The organism is Catellatospora sp. KI3, from assembly GCF_029948125.1.
Taxonomy (GTDB): Bacteria; Actinomycetota; Actinomycetes; order Mycobacteriales; family Micromonosporaceae; genus Catellatospora.
In genome coordinates this window covers 80,263-95,377 of record NZ_JASAMB010000001.1, presented here as the reverse complement: position 1 = coordinate 95,377, position 15,115 = coordinate 80,263, and the positions used below count along the sequence as shown (strand labels likewise).

General features: G+C 72.1%; 14 protein-coding genes. 12 read left to right on the top strand and 2 right to left on the bottom strand.

The window, feature by feature from the left end; all coding sequences use genetic code 11:
- Positions 1–19 precede the first annotated feature (19 nt).
- From QEZ54_RS00415 to dapB, 11 genes are all read left to right on the top strand, one after another.
- On the top strand, positions 20–1,027 hold the full coding sequence (locus QEZ54_RS00415) for a bifunctional oligoribonuclease/PAP phosphatase NrnA (RefSeq protein ID WP_281303002.1): 1,008 nt from the start codon (positions 20–22) through the stop codon (positions 1,025–1,027).
- A gap of 63 nt (positions 1,028–1,090) precedes the next feature.
- Positions 1,091–1,501: a hypothetical protein gene (locus QEZ54_RS00410; RefSeq protein WP_281302407.1), complete on the top strand. Its 411-nt coding sequence runs from the start codon at positions 1,091–1,093 to the stop codon at positions 1,499–1,501.
- On the top strand, positions 1,498–1,716 hold the full coding sequence (locus tag QEZ54_RS00405; RefSeq protein WP_281302406.1) for a DUF6186 family protein: 219 nt from the start codon (positions 1,498–1,500) through the stop codon (positions 1,714–1,716). The genes QEZ54_RS00410 and QEZ54_RS00405 overlap by 4 nt, the downstream gene beginning before the upstream one ends.
- Positions 1,717–3,014: 1,298 nt before the next feature.
- Positions 3,015–3,734, top strand: a complete 720-nt coding sequence (locus QEZ54_RS00400) for a hypothetical protein (protein WP_281302405.1) — start codon at positions 3,015–3,017, stop codon at positions 3,732–3,734.
- A 40-nt stretch (positions 3,735–3,774) separates the two neighbouring features.
- Complete coding sequence (locus QEZ54_RS00395; protein ID WP_281303001.1) at positions 3,775–5,121, top strand: MATE family efflux transporter; 1,347 nt, start codon at positions 3,775–3,777, stop codon at positions 5,119–5,121.
- 11 nt (positions 5,122–5,132) lie between these two features.
- A complete protein-coding gene (truB, locus tag QEZ54_RS00390) occupies positions 5,133–6,041 on the top strand; it encodes a tRNA pseudouridine(55) synthase TruB (protein WP_281302404.1) in 909 nt (302 codons plus the stop codon).
- Positions 6,041–6,970: a bifunctional riboflavin kinase/FAD synthetase gene (locus QEZ54_RS00385; protein ID WP_281302403.1), complete on the top strand. Its 930-nt coding sequence runs from the start codon at positions 6,041–6,043 to the stop codon at positions 6,968–6,970. The genes truB and QEZ54_RS00385 overlap by 1 nt, the downstream gene beginning before the upstream one ends.
- 227 nt (positions 6,971–7,197) lie before the next feature.
- A complete protein-coding gene (gene rpsO, locus QEZ54_RS00380) occupies positions 7,198–7,467 on the top strand; it encodes a 30S ribosomal protein S15 (protein ID WP_212833009.1) in 270 nt (89 codons plus the stop codon).
- A 199-nt stretch (positions 7,468–7,666) separates the two neighbouring features.
- The gene (locus tag QEZ54_RS00375; protein ID WP_281302402.1) at positions 7,667–9,997 is read left to right on the top strand and encodes a polyribonucleotide nucleotidyltransferase; all 2,331 of its coding nucleotides are present in this window, start codon (positions 7,667–7,669) and stop codon (positions 9,995–9,997) included.
- A gap of 165 nt (positions 9,998–10,162) precedes the next feature.
- Positions 10,163–11,395 (top strand): pitrilysin family protein, encoded by a 1,233-nt coding sequence (locus tag QEZ54_RS00370; protein WP_281303000.1) that lies wholly within the window; start codon positions 10,163–10,165, stop codon positions 11,393–11,395.
- 68 nt (positions 11,396–11,463) lie between these two features.
- Complete coding sequence (dapB, locus tag QEZ54_RS00365) at positions 11,464–12,219, top strand: 4-hydroxy-tetrahydrodipicolinate reductase (RefSeq protein ID WP_281302401.1); 756 nt, start codon at positions 11,464–11,466, stop codon at positions 12,217–12,219.
- 457 nt (positions 12,220–12,676) lie between these two features.
- Here dapB and QEZ54_RS00360 read toward each other — a convergent pair whose 3' ends face one another.
- Positions 12,677–13,243, bottom strand: coding sequence for a GNAT family N-acetyltransferase (locus QEZ54_RS00360; protein ID WP_281302400.1), 567 nt, complete (start codon positions 13,241–13,243; stop codon positions 12,677–12,679).
- 49 nt (positions 13,244–13,292) lie between these two features.
- On the opposite strand from QEZ54_RS00360, the gene QEZ54_RS00355 reads away from it, so the two are divergent.
- The gene (locus tag QEZ54_RS00355) at positions 13,293–14,546 is read left to right on the top strand and encodes a glycosyltransferase 87 family protein (protein ID WP_281302399.1); all 1,254 of its coding nucleotides are present in this window, start codon (positions 13,293–13,295) and stop codon (positions 14,544–14,546) included.
- On the opposite strand, the gene QEZ54_RS00350 is transcribed toward QEZ54_RS00355, so the two are convergent.
- On the bottom strand, positions 14,451–15,002 hold the full coding sequence (locus QEZ54_RS00350) for a GNAT family N-acetyltransferase (RefSeq protein ID WP_281302398.1): 552 nt from the start codon (positions 15,000–15,002) through the stop codon (positions 14,451–14,453). The two genes, QEZ54_RS00355 and QEZ54_RS00350, sit on opposite strands and share 96 nt — an antisense overlap.
- Positions 15,003–15,115: the final 113 nt, after the last annotated feature.

The following is a 15,115-nucleotide window of genomic DNA, read 5'->3' as shown; positions in this document are numbered from 1 at the left end:
GGACCCGGCCGGCGCGGCGATGTCGCGCCGGCCCTCGGAGCAGGACTGGGCGGCCGCCGTCGCGGCCGTCCGCACCGGGCTGCGGCCCGGTGCCCGGGTCCTGCTCGTCTGCCACGTCAACCCCGACGGCGACGCGCTGGGCAGCATGCTCGGCTTCGCCCAGGGGCTGCGGCAGCTCGGCGTCGAGTCCCTGCAGTGCACGTTCCCCGGGCCGCTGACCGTGCCCGCGCCGCTGCACATGCCCGCGATGGATCTGCTCGTCCCCGAGTCCGAGGCCGATCCGGCCCCCGACCTGCTGGTCACCTTCGACGCCGCCAGCGAGGGCCGCCTCGGCTCACTCGTCGACCGGCTGGAGACGGCCGCGGCGAGCGTCGTGCTCGACCACCACGCCTCCAACACCGGCTTCGGCAAGGTGTCGCTGGTCGACCCGTTCGCGGCGGCCACCTCCGTGGTCGCGGCGGAGCTGCTCCGGCGCCTCGGCGTGGTGCTCGACCGGGGTATCGCCGAGTGCCTGTACATCGCGCTGGTCACCGACACCGGCTCGTTCAAGTTCGACCTGACCACGCCCGAGGTGCACGAACTCGCGGCCCGCCTGGTCGCCACCGGCATCGGCGTCGGCGAGGTCTCCCGCCGCATCTTCGACACCCGCCCGTTCGGGGCCATCCGCCTGTTCGGAGAGGTGCTCGGCCGCGCCGAGCTCGACCCGGCCGCCGCCGGCGGACGCGGCCTGGTCATCGCCGTGGCCACCCTCGACGACCTGGCCAAGCACGACCAGCCGCCGTACGTGCTGGAGGCGCTGATCGACTCGGTCCGCTGCACCGCCGAGGCGGACGTGGCGCTGCTGCTCAAGCAGGTCGCGCCCGCCGAATGGGCGGTGTCGATGCGCAGCAAGGGCGGTGCCGACGTCAGCCTGATCGCCGTCGCGCTCGGCGGCGGCGGGCACCGGCTCGCGGCCGGGTTCACCGGGCACGGCACGGCCGCCGACGTCATTGCGGCGGTCCGGGAGTGCCTGGCCGAGCAGGACTGACAGGCTCACAACTCGGGCGAAAAGCCTCCCCCGCACACCGGGCATAGGGGCACAATCGGGAGCATGGACACTCCGCCCGAGGCAGCCGTCGACCAGACGACGCGCCCCTGGGCGCGGGCACAGGTCATGCTGCCCGTCTTCATCCCGCTGTCCCTCATCGGCGGCCTCCTGCCGTCCTTCTCCCTGGCCGCCAACCTGTACGTGCTCGCGCTGGGCGGCGGCATGGTCATCGCCGGGATGTCCTCCCGCCTGCCGCGACGCGCCGCGCCGACCCGCCTCCTGCCCGGGGTGGCCTGGTGGCTGCTCCCGATCGCCATCTTCGTCGTGGTCGAGGTGTTCACCTTCGGCATGGGCTCCACCACCGCCTACCCGACCCTCTCCCTGCTGGCCGATCCCGTCCTCGACGGGTACGCGGCCCGCGCGCTGGCCTACTTCGGCTGGCTGTGCGCCTTCTGGGCCCTGGTGCGGCGATGAGCGTCAGCCGCTCCCTGATCATCGCCGGGTTCCTGCTGTCCGGGCTGGCGCTGGCGGCGGTGGAGTGGGCGGCGCGCCGCCCCGGCTCCCGGATCCCGACGCTGGGTGACGTGGTCGCCCTGGTCATGCGGTACGACCTCGGCGGCCTCCCGATCGGCCGACTGGCCATCCTCCTCTTCTGGTTCTGGCTCGGCTGGCACTTCCTAGCCCGCTGACCCCCTCCCACACCCGACCTTCCCCCGTGCCCCCGTGCCCCCGTGCCCCCGTGCCCCCGTGCCCCCGTGCCCCCGTGCCCCCGTGCCCCCGTGCCCCCGTGCCCCCGTGCCTTCGCGCGGGCGCTCTCCCCTCGGCGCCCTCCCCTCGGCACCTGCCCCGGGCACCCTCCCCCTCGTTCGGCCCCTTCCGCCTCAGCACCGCTTCCCGCCTTCGGTGATCGCTGTCCGGTGTCAGAAAGGCGGCGAGAAGCGGAGGCCGTGACCGGGGACTGCGATCTTGGATGGCCGCGCTGCTGAACATCGCTGACTTGGTGGGGAGTCGTAGGTGCGGTTGGGCGGTGTTCTGGCCGGAAGTTGCGACCTTGAGCTTGCTTCAGGCTCGTCTTCACCGTTTGCGGTCAGGACGTCGTCCTCCAGCCGAGCCTCCGACCGCAGACAGCGATCATCGGCCCCGGCAGAGTCATCGATCATCGTCTCCGGTCGGAATGTGAGGCCAGCTCTGGCCTCGGCGGCTCAAAGCCGGGGCCTCGGACAGCGAGTCGCGCGGTGTTGTGACCGGAACTGGTGATCTTCGCGCTGTTCCAGCCGATGATCGCGGCCTGGTGTCCGAACCCAGCCCTGTAATGGATATTCCGGCCGCAAATGGCGATCACCAAGCTCGCGAACCCAGACGGTGACCGCAGGCGACGATCACCGTTGACCCAGCCGTCAGCCGTCAGCCGTCAGCCGTCAGCCGTCAGCCGTCAGCCGTCAGCCGTCAGCCGTCAGCCGTCAGCCGTCAGCCGTCAGCCGTCAGCCGTCAGCCGTCAGCCGTCAGCCGTCAGCCGTCAGCCGCCAGCCGCCCAGTGCGCTGGTGTGACGGATTGCGGAACAGACATTTCCGACTGATTGCCCGTTCAGCCACTCCTGAAGTGCGCAGAGTCCAGAACACGATTCCGTGATGTGGGAACGTACGTGCAGGATGTGGAACTGAACGATAGTTTTGTCTGAGCGTCACCTCCGGTTCACCACAACCGGCCCGACGCGAGGCAGTCACCACCGGCACGGCTCGGCGATCCCGAGGACGGCGGCGGCTAAAGGACGGACCACGGCGTGCACCCGGCACGCACCTGGCCGATCACCCAAGCTGACCCGTTATCTCGCAAAGGACCGCTCTCATGCCCACGTCGAAGAAGCCCCAGCCGCAGCCCACCGAGGACGACCGCGAGCAGGCCCGCCGCGCCCTGCAGACCTCGATGGACACCCGCCAGTAGGCGATCGTCCCCACCGTCGGCACCCCGGCCGTCTACGCTGTCGGCGTGCCGATCTCGATCGACGAACCCGCTGCCGCGACCCTGATCTCGCGGTTGCGCCTGCAGGAACGGGCGCTCGGCCGCTTCGCCTGGCTGTACGGCCTGGCTGGCCTGGTCGCCACCGCCCTGTGGCTGCGCTCGGCCCCCGCCCGGACCGGATGGGTCGCCGACGCCGGCATCGCCCTGATCGCCCTGCTGCTCCTGACCGCCTTCCTGATCACGGCGGCCCGGGTGCGGCAGGTGCGGATGCCGGCGGGGCTGAGCCTGCACGGCAGCCCGCCCGGCTTCAGCGCCGCCGACCGGCCCACGCTCTACGCCGGGGCGGTGCTGCTGCTGTGCCTGGCGGGGACGGTCGACGACCCGGCCGAGTACGGGGTCGGCGTGGCGATGGCCGTGCTGGCCGCCCTGATCGTCCTCCGGCCGCGCCGGGTCACCCTGCACCACGACAAGGTGAGCGTGCGCCGCCTGCGCCGGGTGGACATCGCCTGGCCGTCGTTGACGGGGGTGGTGTGGACGCCCACTGCGCCGCGTGAGCTGCACCTGGCCCTGAGCCGCCCCGGTCGCCGGGAGGAGGTGCTGCGGGTGCGGGTGGACCCGCTGGAGGTCGAGCCGGGGTTCCTGGCGTACCTCATCGAGCACTATCGGACCGTGCCGCACGACCGCACCGCCATCGGCACCTCGGCTGAGCTGGCCAGGCGTCTGGCGGCGTACCCTTCCCCGGCATGAGCGGCAGAGCGGCAGGCGGTAAGCCGTGAACGACAGCGCGGTGGCCGTGGACGACGGCTCGACGGCCGGGGGCGGGTACCGCAGGATCGCTTCGCTGGCGCTGCCGGCGCTCGTGGTGCTCGCGGCGGAGCCACTGTATGTACTGGTGGACACGGCGGTCGTCGGTCATCTCGGGAAGGTGCCGCTGGCCGCGCTCGGCCTCGCGGGCACCCTGCTCGGCCTGGCGGTCTGGCTCGGCAACGTGCTCGCGTACGGCACCACGGGCCGCTCGGCCCGCCGCTTCGGCGCCGGTGACCGCCCCGGCGCGGTGGCCGAGGGCGTGCAGGCCTCCTGGCTGGCCGTGCTGACCGGCCTGGCGCTGCTCGTGGTCACTCAGCTGGCGGCCGGTCCGCTGGCCCGCGCGCTGGCCGGTGGCGGTCCGGACGCGGCCGAGGTGGCGCGAGAGGCGGAGCTGTGGCTGCGGGTGGCGGTGCTCGGCGCCCCGTTCATCCTGCTCGCGCTGGCCGGCAACGGCTGGATGCGCGGCGTGCAGGACACCCGCCGCCCGCTGTACTACGTGCTCGGCGCCAACCTGGCCTCGGCCGCCCTGTGCCCGCTGCTGGTGTACGGCCTCGGCTGGGGCCTGGTCGGCTCGGCCGCGGCGAACGTCACCGCGCAGACGGTCTCCGGCCTGCTGTTCGTACGCGCGCTGGTCGCCGAGCGGGTGCCGCTGGCACCGCGGCCGGAGCTGCTGCGCCACCAGCTGTCGGTCAGCCGCGACCTGATCGTGCGCGGTGCGGCGTTCCAGGCGTGCTTCCTGTCCGCGGCCGCCGTGGCGGCCCGGTTCGGCGCCGCCGCGCTGGCCGCCCACCAGGTGGCGCTGCAGCTGTGGTTCTTCACCGCGCTGGTGCTCGACTCGGTGGCGATCGCGGCCCAGTCGCTGGTCGGCGCCGAGCTCGGCGCGGGCGACGCGGCGGGCGCGAAGCGGACCGCCCGCCGGATCACCTGGCTGGGCTGGTGGTGCGGGGCCGCGTTCGCCGTCGTGCTCGGGGCGGGCGTGGCGGTGCTGCCCGCGCTGTTCACCGACGATCCTGCGGTATGGACGCAGTCCGCCCTCATCTGGCCCTGGTTCGCCCTGCTGCTGCCGATGGGCGGGATCGTGTTCGCCCTCGACGGGGTGATGATCGGGGCGGGCGACGTCGCGTACCTGCGGAACCTCACCATCGTCGCGGCCCTGGCCGGCTTCCTCCCGATGACCTGGGCGGCGTACGTCTTCGACCTCGGGCTGACCGGGGTGTGGGCGGGGCTGACCCTGTTCATGGTGGTCCGCCTGGTCATGCTGCTGCTGCGGATGCGCACCGGACGCTGGGCCGTGCCCAGCCCGGTCACCCCGCTTCCCCAGCCGTAGGCTGGTCGGCTGTGAGCAGCGCGAAGAACACCCGGCCGGTGACCGACGGCCTCATCGTGGTGGACAAGTCCCCGGGCATGACCTCGCACGACGTGGTGGCCAAGGTGCGCCGGATCGCGGGCACCCGCAAGGTCGGCCACGGCGGCACCCTGGACCCGATGGCCACCGGGGTGCTGGTGCTGGGCGTGGGCCGGGCCACCCGGCTGCTGACGTACGTGGTCGGCACGGACAAGGTCTACCGGGGCACGGTCCGGCTCGGGCAGAGCACGGTCACCGACGACGCCGAGGGCGACGTGACGGCCTCGGCGCCCGCCGGGCAGGTGACCGAGGAGCAGATCCGGGCGGGGCTGGCCGCGCAGACCGGCGAGGTCGACCAGGTGCCGTCGGCGGTGAGCGCGATCAAGGTCAACGGGGTGCGGTCGTACCACCGGGTGCGGCAGGGCGAGCAGTTCGAGCTGCCCGCCCGGCGGGTGACCATCTCGCGCATCGACGTGCTGAACGTCACGAAGCTCGATGACGTGGTCGACGTCGAGGTGGAGGTGGCCTGCTCGTCGGGCACCTACATCCGGGCCATCGCGCGCGACCTCGGGGCGGCGCTGGGCGTCGGCGGGCACCTGACCGCGCTGCGGCGCAGCGCCGTCGGCGGGTTCACCCTCGACGAGTCGTACACCCTGGAGCAGCTCGCGGAGCTGGCCGACCCGGTGGCGCTGCCGCTGGCGCAGGCCCTGACCCGCGCCATGCCGGTGCGGACCGTCGACGCCGACGCCGCCAGGACCGTGTCCCACGGCGGACCGCTGCCCGCGACCGGCCAGACCGGGCCGTACGGTGTGGTGGGTCCGGACGGCGCCGCGCTCGCGGTGATGTCCGAGCGCAACGGCAAGGCGCGGGCTGAGATCGTCCTGGTGGGAGGCGAGCAGTGATGCAGCGGTGGCGTGGGTTCGACGCGGCGCCCGGCGGCTGGGGCCGCTCGGTGGTGACCATCGGCGTCTTCGACGGCGTGCACTCGGGGCATCAGCAGACCATCGGCCACGCGGTCAAGCGCGCCCGCGACCTCGGCCTGCCCGCGGTCGTGGTGACCTTCGACCCGCACCCGTCGGAGGTGGTGCGGCCCGGCTCGCACCCGGCCGTGCTGACGCCGCCGCTGCGCAAGGCCGAGCTGATCGAGGGCCTGGGCGTGGACGTGCTGTGCGTGCAGCCGTTCACGCTGGAGTTCTCCAAGCTGCCCGCCGACCGGTTCGTGCACGACATGCTGGTCGAGCACCTGCACACCGCGCTGGTGGTGGTCGGCGAGAACTTCCGGTTCGGACACAAGGCCGCCGGTGACGTGGAGCTGCTGAGCAAGCTGGGCCTTACGTTCGGGTTCGGCGTCGAGCCCGCGCCGCTGGTGACCGGCGACGGCACGGTGTTCTCGTCGACGTACGTGCGGGCCTGCGTGGACGCGGGCGACGTCGCGGCCGCCGCGGCGGTGCTGGGGCGGCCGCACCGGCTGGAGGGCGTCGTCGTACGCGGGGACCAGCGCGGCCGCGAGATCGGCTTCCCGACGGCGAACCTGTTCACGGCCAAGTACGCGGCGGTGCCCGCCGACGGGGTTTACGCGTGCTGGCTGGTGCGCGGCAACGAGCGGCTGCCCGCCGCGGTCTCCATCGGCACCAACCCGACGTTCTCCGGCCAGGACCGGCGGGTCGAGGCGTACGTGCTCGACTTCTCCGGCGACCTGTACGGCGAGCGCCTGGCCCTGGACTTCGTCGCGCACCTGCGCCCGACCCTCAAGTTCGACGGCATCGAATCCCTGGTCGCCGCCATCGAGGACGACGTCACCCGCACCCGAGCCGTCCTCGCCCTTCCTTGATCACTGCAGTTTCGGGGAAACTGCACGAAAGGAGCCCGAGATTCCTGCACTTTCCCCGAAACTGCACGGATCTTGGGGCGTGAAACGCGCATTCCGTATACCGGCGGGGTGTCCTCCCACCAACTGGTAACGTAGAACCAACGCCGGGTCACCGGCGTGGGCCCAGGTCTGCCTGCTCGACGCCGCGGGCTGCCAGGGTGGCTAGGAAACCCACAGTTAGGGAGAACATGGCGCTCGACGCTGCTGTCAAGACCCAGATCATGGCGGACTACGCGACCACCGAGGGCGACACCGGTTCGCCGGAGGTCCAGGTGGCCGTGCTGACCAAGCGGATCCAGGATCTGACCGAGCACCTGAAGACGCACAAGCACGACCACCACAGCCGTCGTGGTCTGCTGCTGCTGGTCGGCCGCCGCAAGCGGCTGCTGGCGTACCTCTCGAAGTCGGACATCGCCCGCTACCGTGCGCTCATCGAGCGCCTCGGCCTGCGTCGATAGACTCGAACCGGGGGAGCGGCGCCAGTCGCTCCCCCGATGCTTAACCCAGAAGAAGGCACGTCACCCGCTCGTCGGGTGAACCGGGTCGGTCCTCGGTAGTGGTGTCCGGAGTCACATTCCGGGCGCTTCGATCGAAGACCGGCTGTCAACCCGGGTAGTGGGCGGCGGCGTGCCGCAGACAGAAGGAGCACACAGCTTCATGACCGAGAGCACACTCGGCGAGCAGCACAGCAAGGCAGTGATCGACAACGGCGCGTTCGGTACGCGTGAGATCACTTTCTCCACGGGCCGCCTGGCCCGTCAGGCCGCTGGTTCGGCCATCGCCCAGCTGGGCGACACGGTGGTCCTCTCCGCGACCACCGCGAGCAAGACCCCGAAGGACCAGTTCGACTTCTTCCCGCTGACGGTCGACGTCGAGGAGCGGATGTACGCCGCGGGTCGCATCCCGGGCTCGTTCTTCCGCCGCGAGGGCCGTCCCAGCGAGGACGCCATCCTCACCTGCCGCCTGATCGACCGGCCGCTGCGCCCGTCGTTCGTGAAGGGCCTGCGCAACGAGGTCCAGGTCGTCGAGACGATCCTGTCGCTCGACCCGGCCCACCCGTACGACGTGGTCGCCATCAACGCGGCCAGCATGTCCACCAAGCTCGCCGGCCTGCCGTTCAGCGGCCCGATCGGCGCGACCCGGGTGGCGCACATCGACGGCCAGTGGGTCGCCTTCCCGACCCACGCCGAGCTGGAGCGGGCCACCTTCGACATGGTGGTCGCCGGCCGGACGCTGGAGGACGGCGACGTCGCGGTCATGATGGTCGAGGCGGAGGCCACCGAGCACACCGCCAAGCTGGTCGCCGGCGGCGCGACCGCCCCGACCGAGGAGGTCGTGGCGGGCGGCCTGGAGGCGGCGAAGGCCGCGATCCGCGAGCTGTGCCGGGCGCAGAGCGAGCTCGCGGCGGTCGCCGCGAAGCCGGTCGGCGAGTTCCCGGTCTTCCTGGACTACCAGGACGACGTGTACGCGGCGGTCAAGGCCGCGGCGGGCACCGAGGTGGCCGAGGCGCTGAAGATCGTCGGCAAGGCCGACCGCGAGGAAGCTCTCGACCTGGTCAAGGAGAAGGTCCTGACCTCGGTCGCGCCCCAGTTCGAGGGGCGCGAGAAGGAGCTGTCGGCGGCGTTCCGCTCGCTGACCAAGTCCGAGGTGCGCCAGCGCGTGCTGCGCGACGGCGTCCGGATCGACGGCCGCGGCCTGCGCGACATCCGTCCGCTGACCGCCGAGATCGGCGTGCTGCCGCGGGTGCACGGCTCGGCGCTGTTCGAGCGCGGCGAGACCCAGATCCTGGGCGTCACCACGCTGAACATGCTGCGCATGGAGCAGGCGCTGGACACGCTGTCGCCGGCGAAGACCAAGCGCTACATGCACAACTACAACTTCCCGCCGTACTCGACCGGTGAGACCGGCCGGGTGGGCTCGCCCAAGCGCCGCGAGATCGGCCACGGCGCGCTGGCCGAGCGGGCCCTGGTGCCCGTGCTGCCCTCGCGCGAGGAGTTCCCGTACGCGATCCGGCAGGTGTCGGAGGCGCTGGGCTCCAACGGCTCGACCTCGATGGGCTCGGTCTGCGCGTCCACGATGTCGCTGCTGGCCGCCGGCGTGCCGCTGAAGGCGCCGGTCGCGGGCATCGCCATGGGCCTCATCTCCGACGACGTCGACGGCAAGACCAAGTACGTGACGCTGACCGACATCCTCGGGGCCGAGGACGCGTTCGGCGACATGGACTTCAAGGTCGCCGGCACGCCGGAGTACGTGACCGCGCTGCAGCTGGACACCAAGCTCGACGGCATCCCGTCGGACGTGCTGGCCGGCGCCCTGCAGCAGGCGCACGAGGCGCGCGGCACCATCCTCTCCGTGATGGAGGCGGCCATCGCCTCGCCGGGGGAGATGAGCGACTACGCGCCGCGCGTCACCACCGTCAAGATCCCGGTCGACAAGATCGGCATGGTGATCGGGCCCAAGGGCCAGACCATCAACGCGATCCAGGACGAGACCGGCGCCGAGATCTCCATCGAGGACGACGGCACGATCTACGTCGGCGCGACCGACGGCCCCTCGGCCCAGGCCGCGGTGGAGCGGATCAACGCCATCGCCAACCCGACCCTGCCGAAGGTCGGCGACCGCTTCCTGGGCACCGTGGTCAAGACCGCGGCGTTCGGCGCGTTCGTCTCGCTGACGCCGGGCCGCGACGGCCTGCTGCACATCTCCAAGGTGGGCGACGGCAAGCGGGTCGACAAGGTCGAGGACTTCCTCAACGTCGGCGACAAGGTCGAGGTGATCATCGCGGACGTGGACGCCCGCGGCAAGATCTACCTGGACAAGATCGGCCCCGACGGCAACCCGATCGTGAGCGACAAGGCGCCCCGCGAGGGCGGCGACCGTCCGCCGCGCGAGGGTGGCGACCGGCCGCGCAGCGGCGACCGTGGCGGCGACCGTCCGCGCAGCGGCGGTGACGACAGCGAGCGCCGTCGTCGTACCCGTCGCGACTGAGCGTCGGTGACCCGACCGCAAGACAGCGCACAGCCCGCGCAGACCTCCGAGTCTGTGCGGGCTGTGCCCGTTGCCCGTACCTTCGACCAGGTCAAGGCGGAAACCCGCGTGGACATCAGCGACCCGCTCGGCGGCACGGTCCGGCGTACGGTGCTGCCCAACGGCATGCGCATCCTGACCGAGGCCGTGCCCGCGATGCGCAGCGTCAGCTTCGGCATCTGGGTCGGCGTCGGCTCGCGCGACGAGGAGCCGGGGCTCGGCGGCGCCTCGCACTTCCTGGAGCACCTGCTGTTCAAGGGCACGCGCAAGCGCTCGGCCCTGGACATCTCCGCGGCGATCGAGGCGGTCGGCGGCGAGACCAACGCGTACACGGCCAAGGAGTACACCTGCTTCTACGCCCGGGTCCTCGACGCGGACCTGGAGCTGGCCATCGACGTCATGTGCGACGCGGTCGCCGACTCGGTGCTGGCCGAGGCCGACGTGGAGACCGAGCGCGGCGTGATCCTCGAAGAGATCGCGATGCACGCCGACGAGCCCGGCGACGAGGTGCACGACCTGCACGCCGAGGTGCTGTACGGCGACGGCCCGCTCGGACGGCTGATCTCCGGCACCGCCGAGACGATCACCCCGATGACCCGCGCGCAGATCCACGACTTCTACCGGCAGCGGTACACCCCGCCGGTGATCGTGGTCGCGGCCGCGGGCAACCTGGATCACAGCACCGTGGTCACGCTGGTCAAGAAGGCCTTCGCGGGTACGCCGCTCGGCGACGCCCCCGACGCCGCGCCCGAGCCGACCCGCTCGGCCCTGGCCGCGGTCCGCACGCTGCCGCCCGCCACCCTGCTGCGCGCCGACGACACCGAGCAGGCGCACCTGGTGCTCGGCGGCCCCGCGCTGCACCGCCACGACGAGCGGCGCTTCGCCCTGGGCGTGCTGAACAACGTGCTCGGCGGCGGCATGTCCAGCCGCCTGTTCCAGCAGATCCGCGAGGTCCGCGGCCTGGCCTACTCGGTCTACTCCTACACCTCGCAGTACGCCGAGACCGGCTCGTTCGCCGTCTACGCCGGCTGCGCGCCCGCCAAGGCGCAGGAGGTGCTCGACCTGGTCCGGGCCGGGCTCGCCGAGGTGGCCGCGAACGGCATCACCGCCGAGGAGCTGCGCCGCGGCAAGGGCATGCTCAAGGGCTCGCTGGTGCTGGGGCTGGAGGACACCGGCTCGCGGATGAGCCGCCTGGGCAAGGGCGAGCTGCTGTACGGCGACCTGATGGACGTCGACGAGCTGCTGGCCCGCATCGACGGGGTCACCCTCGACGACGCCGACGCGATCGCGGCGCAGGTGCTGACCGTGCCGATGTCGCTGGCCGTGGTCGGCCCGTTCGACGACGGCGACCTGTCCTGACCCGTCAGCTCGTTCCGGTATGTGGCGTCCTGCGTAGCCCGGCTCGGCGTATCGGCTAGGTTGGGCGCGTGACTGATGCAGTGGAGCCGATCCGGGTCGGCGTACTGGGCGCACGCGGCCGGATGGGTGTCGAGGTCTGCCGTGCCGTCGACGGAGCCGAGGACCTCGACCTCGTCGCGATGATCGACCAGGGCGACTGGCTGAACAACGCCTCCGACGCGGGGGCGCAGGTCGTCGTCGACTTCACCAACCCCGACGCCGTGCTGGAGAACCTGCAGTGGTGCATCGACCAGGGCATCAGCGTCGTGGTCGGCACCAGCGGCTTCACCGACGAGCGCATCGAGCAGGTACGCGGCTGGCTGGCCGACAAGCCCGAGGTGGGCGTGGTCATCGCGCCGAACTTCGGCATCGGCGCGGTGCTGATGATGGAGTTCGCCGCCCGCGCCGCGAAGTTCTTCGAGTCCGTGGAGATCATCGAGCAGCACCACCCGCGCAAGCTCGACGCGCCCAGCGGGACGGCCCTGCACACGGCCCGGCTCATCGGCCAGGCGCGCACGGCGGCCGGGATGGGCCCGATGCCCGACGCGACCGCGGACGAGATGGCCGGAGCGCGGGGGACCGAGGTCGCCGGCGTGAAGATCCACAGCGTTCGCGCGTCCGGGCTGGTCGCGCACCAGGAGGTGGTGTTCGGCGCCACCGGGGAGACGCTGACCATCCGGCACGACTCGTTCGACCGGGTGTCGTTCATGCCCGGCGTGCTGCTGGCCATCCGCGAGGTCGTCAAGCGCCCCGGCCTCACCGTGGGCCTGGACGCCCTGCTCTGACAACCTGAGCCCGCGCCTGGCTTTCACCGCCCCCGGCGCGCCCCGCCTTCCATCGACGTTGGCCTATTACGAGGACTTCGATCAACGCGGAGTCTTTGTAATAGGCCAACGTCTATGTAGGGTCGGGGCGGGAGGGGCCGGGACGGCCCGTGTTGTGGCCGCTGACCGTGATCTTCCAGCCTGTTTCGGTCGGTGATCGTCGTCTGTGGTGAAAACCTCGCTTCCGGCCGCAGGTTCCCACCGCACGCGGCGATCACCGACCGTCAGCGCTCACCGACACCTTCGGCCCGCGACCCACGGCCCGCAACGCACGGTCGGTGACCCGGGGACCCTGGCCCGCGGCCCATGACCCGCGGCTCGCGGCCCATGACCCGCGGCTCGCGGCCCATGACCCGTGGCTCGTGACCCGTGGCTCGTGACCTGCGGACCGGGGCCTGTTCGGGTGGTGCTGGCGGGGTTACAGGAGGGTATGAAGGCGGAGTTGGGGGACGAGCATGTCGTCCACGTCGAGGGCGCGGGTGGCGCCGTCGGGGGCCCAGCCGGCCGAGGTGAGGAACTTCCGGGTGGCCGCGTCGCGGTCGAACGCCCAGCACACCGCAGAGGCGTACCCGTCCTCGCGCCACAGGTCGACGCTGGCCGCCAGCAGCCGGCTGCCGTGCCCACGGCGGCCCCAGCGCGGCTCCACCAGCAGGTCTGTGACGGCGCCCACGGCATCGCCGATGTGATCCTCACCCGGGGCCAGCGCCGCCTCGTCGAACGGGCCGGACGCCGCGAAGCCCACCACGTATTCTTGGACCGCCTGATCGACCGCGTTCTGCTCGACCGCGACCAGCACCCGGTGCTGGGGGCTGGGCGGGGCGGAGACGGCCTCAGCCCACCGCTCGCGCAGGAACGACTCGTCGAGTTGTTCGAGCACGTGCCGGGGGAGCAGGCGTCTGTAGGCGACCTGCCAGGTCGTCAACTGAATACGCGCGATCTCGCCGGCGTCGCTCAGACGCGCCGGCCGGACGAACCCGACTGCCACGCCGAAAGCGTACCGACCGGTCGGGCGTACTGATCAGGAGGTATGGGGTTTGAGTCGGGCCAGGCAGATCACCATCGTGGCGGCGGCGGCCGCCGCGGCACTGGTGTTCGTGGCGCTGTTCGCGCAGCGGCACGGCTTCTTCGACCTCAACGTGTACTACGGCGCCGTCCGGTACTGGGTGTCCGGCGGCGAGATCTACGACTTCGTCCGCCCGCGCAGCACGTACGGGTTCACCTATCCGCCGTTCGCGGCGCTGGCCATGCTGCCGATGGCGGTGCTCGCCTGGCCGGTGGCGATCGTGCTCAGCTGCGCCGCGACCGCGCTGGTGACCTGGTGGCTGCTGCGCCGCCTGCTCACTCCGCTGGCGCGGGCGCGCGGCTGGGACCGCTGGTTCGTGGTCGCCCTGGCCCTGTGCCTGGTCACCGTGTACGAGCCGATGCGCGAGACCTTCCTGTTCGGCCAGGTGAACATGCTGCTGCTGGGGCTGGTCGCGGTCGACCTGCTGGTGCTCGCCGCGCGCGGCAGCCGCTGGACCGGCGTCGGCATCGGCCTGGCCACCGCGATCAAGCTGACGCCGGGCATCTTCATCGTCTACCTGCTGATCACCGGCCGCTGGCGGGCCGCGCTCACGGCCGCGGGCACCGCCGCCGGGGCGACCCTGGCCGCGGCCGCGATCGCCCCCGACGCGTCGCGCGAGTTCTGGACCAGCGCGCTGTGGGACACCGACCGGGTCGGCGTGCTGTCGTTCATCTCCAACCAGTCCCTGCAGGGCATGCTCGCCCGCATCGGGGACCTCCCCGGCGGGAAGGCCGTGTGGGCGCTGCTCGTCCTGGGTGTCCTGGCGGTCTGGTCCGTGCGCTGCCGCCGCGCGGCCGCGCAGGGCGACGAGGTGGCGGGGCTGGCGTACACCGGCATCGTGGGCGTACTGATCAGCCCGGTGACGTGGGTGCACCACCTGGTCTGGCTGATCCCGGCGCTGGTGCTGCTGGTCCAGCACGGAACGGCCGCGCCGGGGCGTCGGCGCTGGGCGCTGCTGGGGCTGGCGGCCGCGTCGTACGCCATCCTGACCAGCCGGGTGGTGTGGCTGTGGGAGGACCGGGTCGGCGGCTGGGCGGTGTTCTTCGGCGCCAACGCGTACGTCTGGATCTGCCTGGCCCTGCTCCTGCTGACCCCGATCACGGCTCGGCCCGCCCCGGACCTGCCCGGACTACCGGACTTCCCGGACGAGGGCGCAGCGCAGCTCGGGGATGTCGACGTCGCTGCCGCGCGGCCGAAACGTCGAGTGCGTGCCGTCCGGGTGTAGCCCGTGCCGGGCGTAGAACCGCAGCGCCCGGACGTTCTCGGTGAGCGCCCACAGCCGCACCTCCGGCTGCGGCAGGCCGGCCAGTGCCGCCTCGACGAGCCGGTCGGCGACGCCGGTGCCCCAGCGGTCTGACCGCACGTACAGTGCCAGGATCTCGCCGACCTGGTGCGCCAGCTTGCCGTCCAGGCGCCGGCCCTCTTCCCGGTACGGCCCGAAGCAGACCCAGCCGACGGGCTCGCCGGCGTCGAGCGCGATCAGGTTCGTGAACGGGCTGTCGGGGTTGCCGAGGCGCTCGGCGCGCTCCCTGGTGCGCTGCTCCACGTCGAGGGCGGCGAGCACCTGGTCAGGGACGATCCCGGCGTACGCCGCCCGCCACGACTCGATGTGCAGCGCCGCGACCGCCGCGCAGTCCGCGACCGTCTCCGCCCTGACTGTGATCATCTCGCCATCACCCATGCTGCGGATGTTAGGAAGGGGCCCCGCTACCTCGCAATGCGATAAGAAGGGTCCCTTCCTTCGCTCGCGGCGCGGTGCGCGGGCGGTGCGGTGGGGCGGGGCGGGGCGGGTGT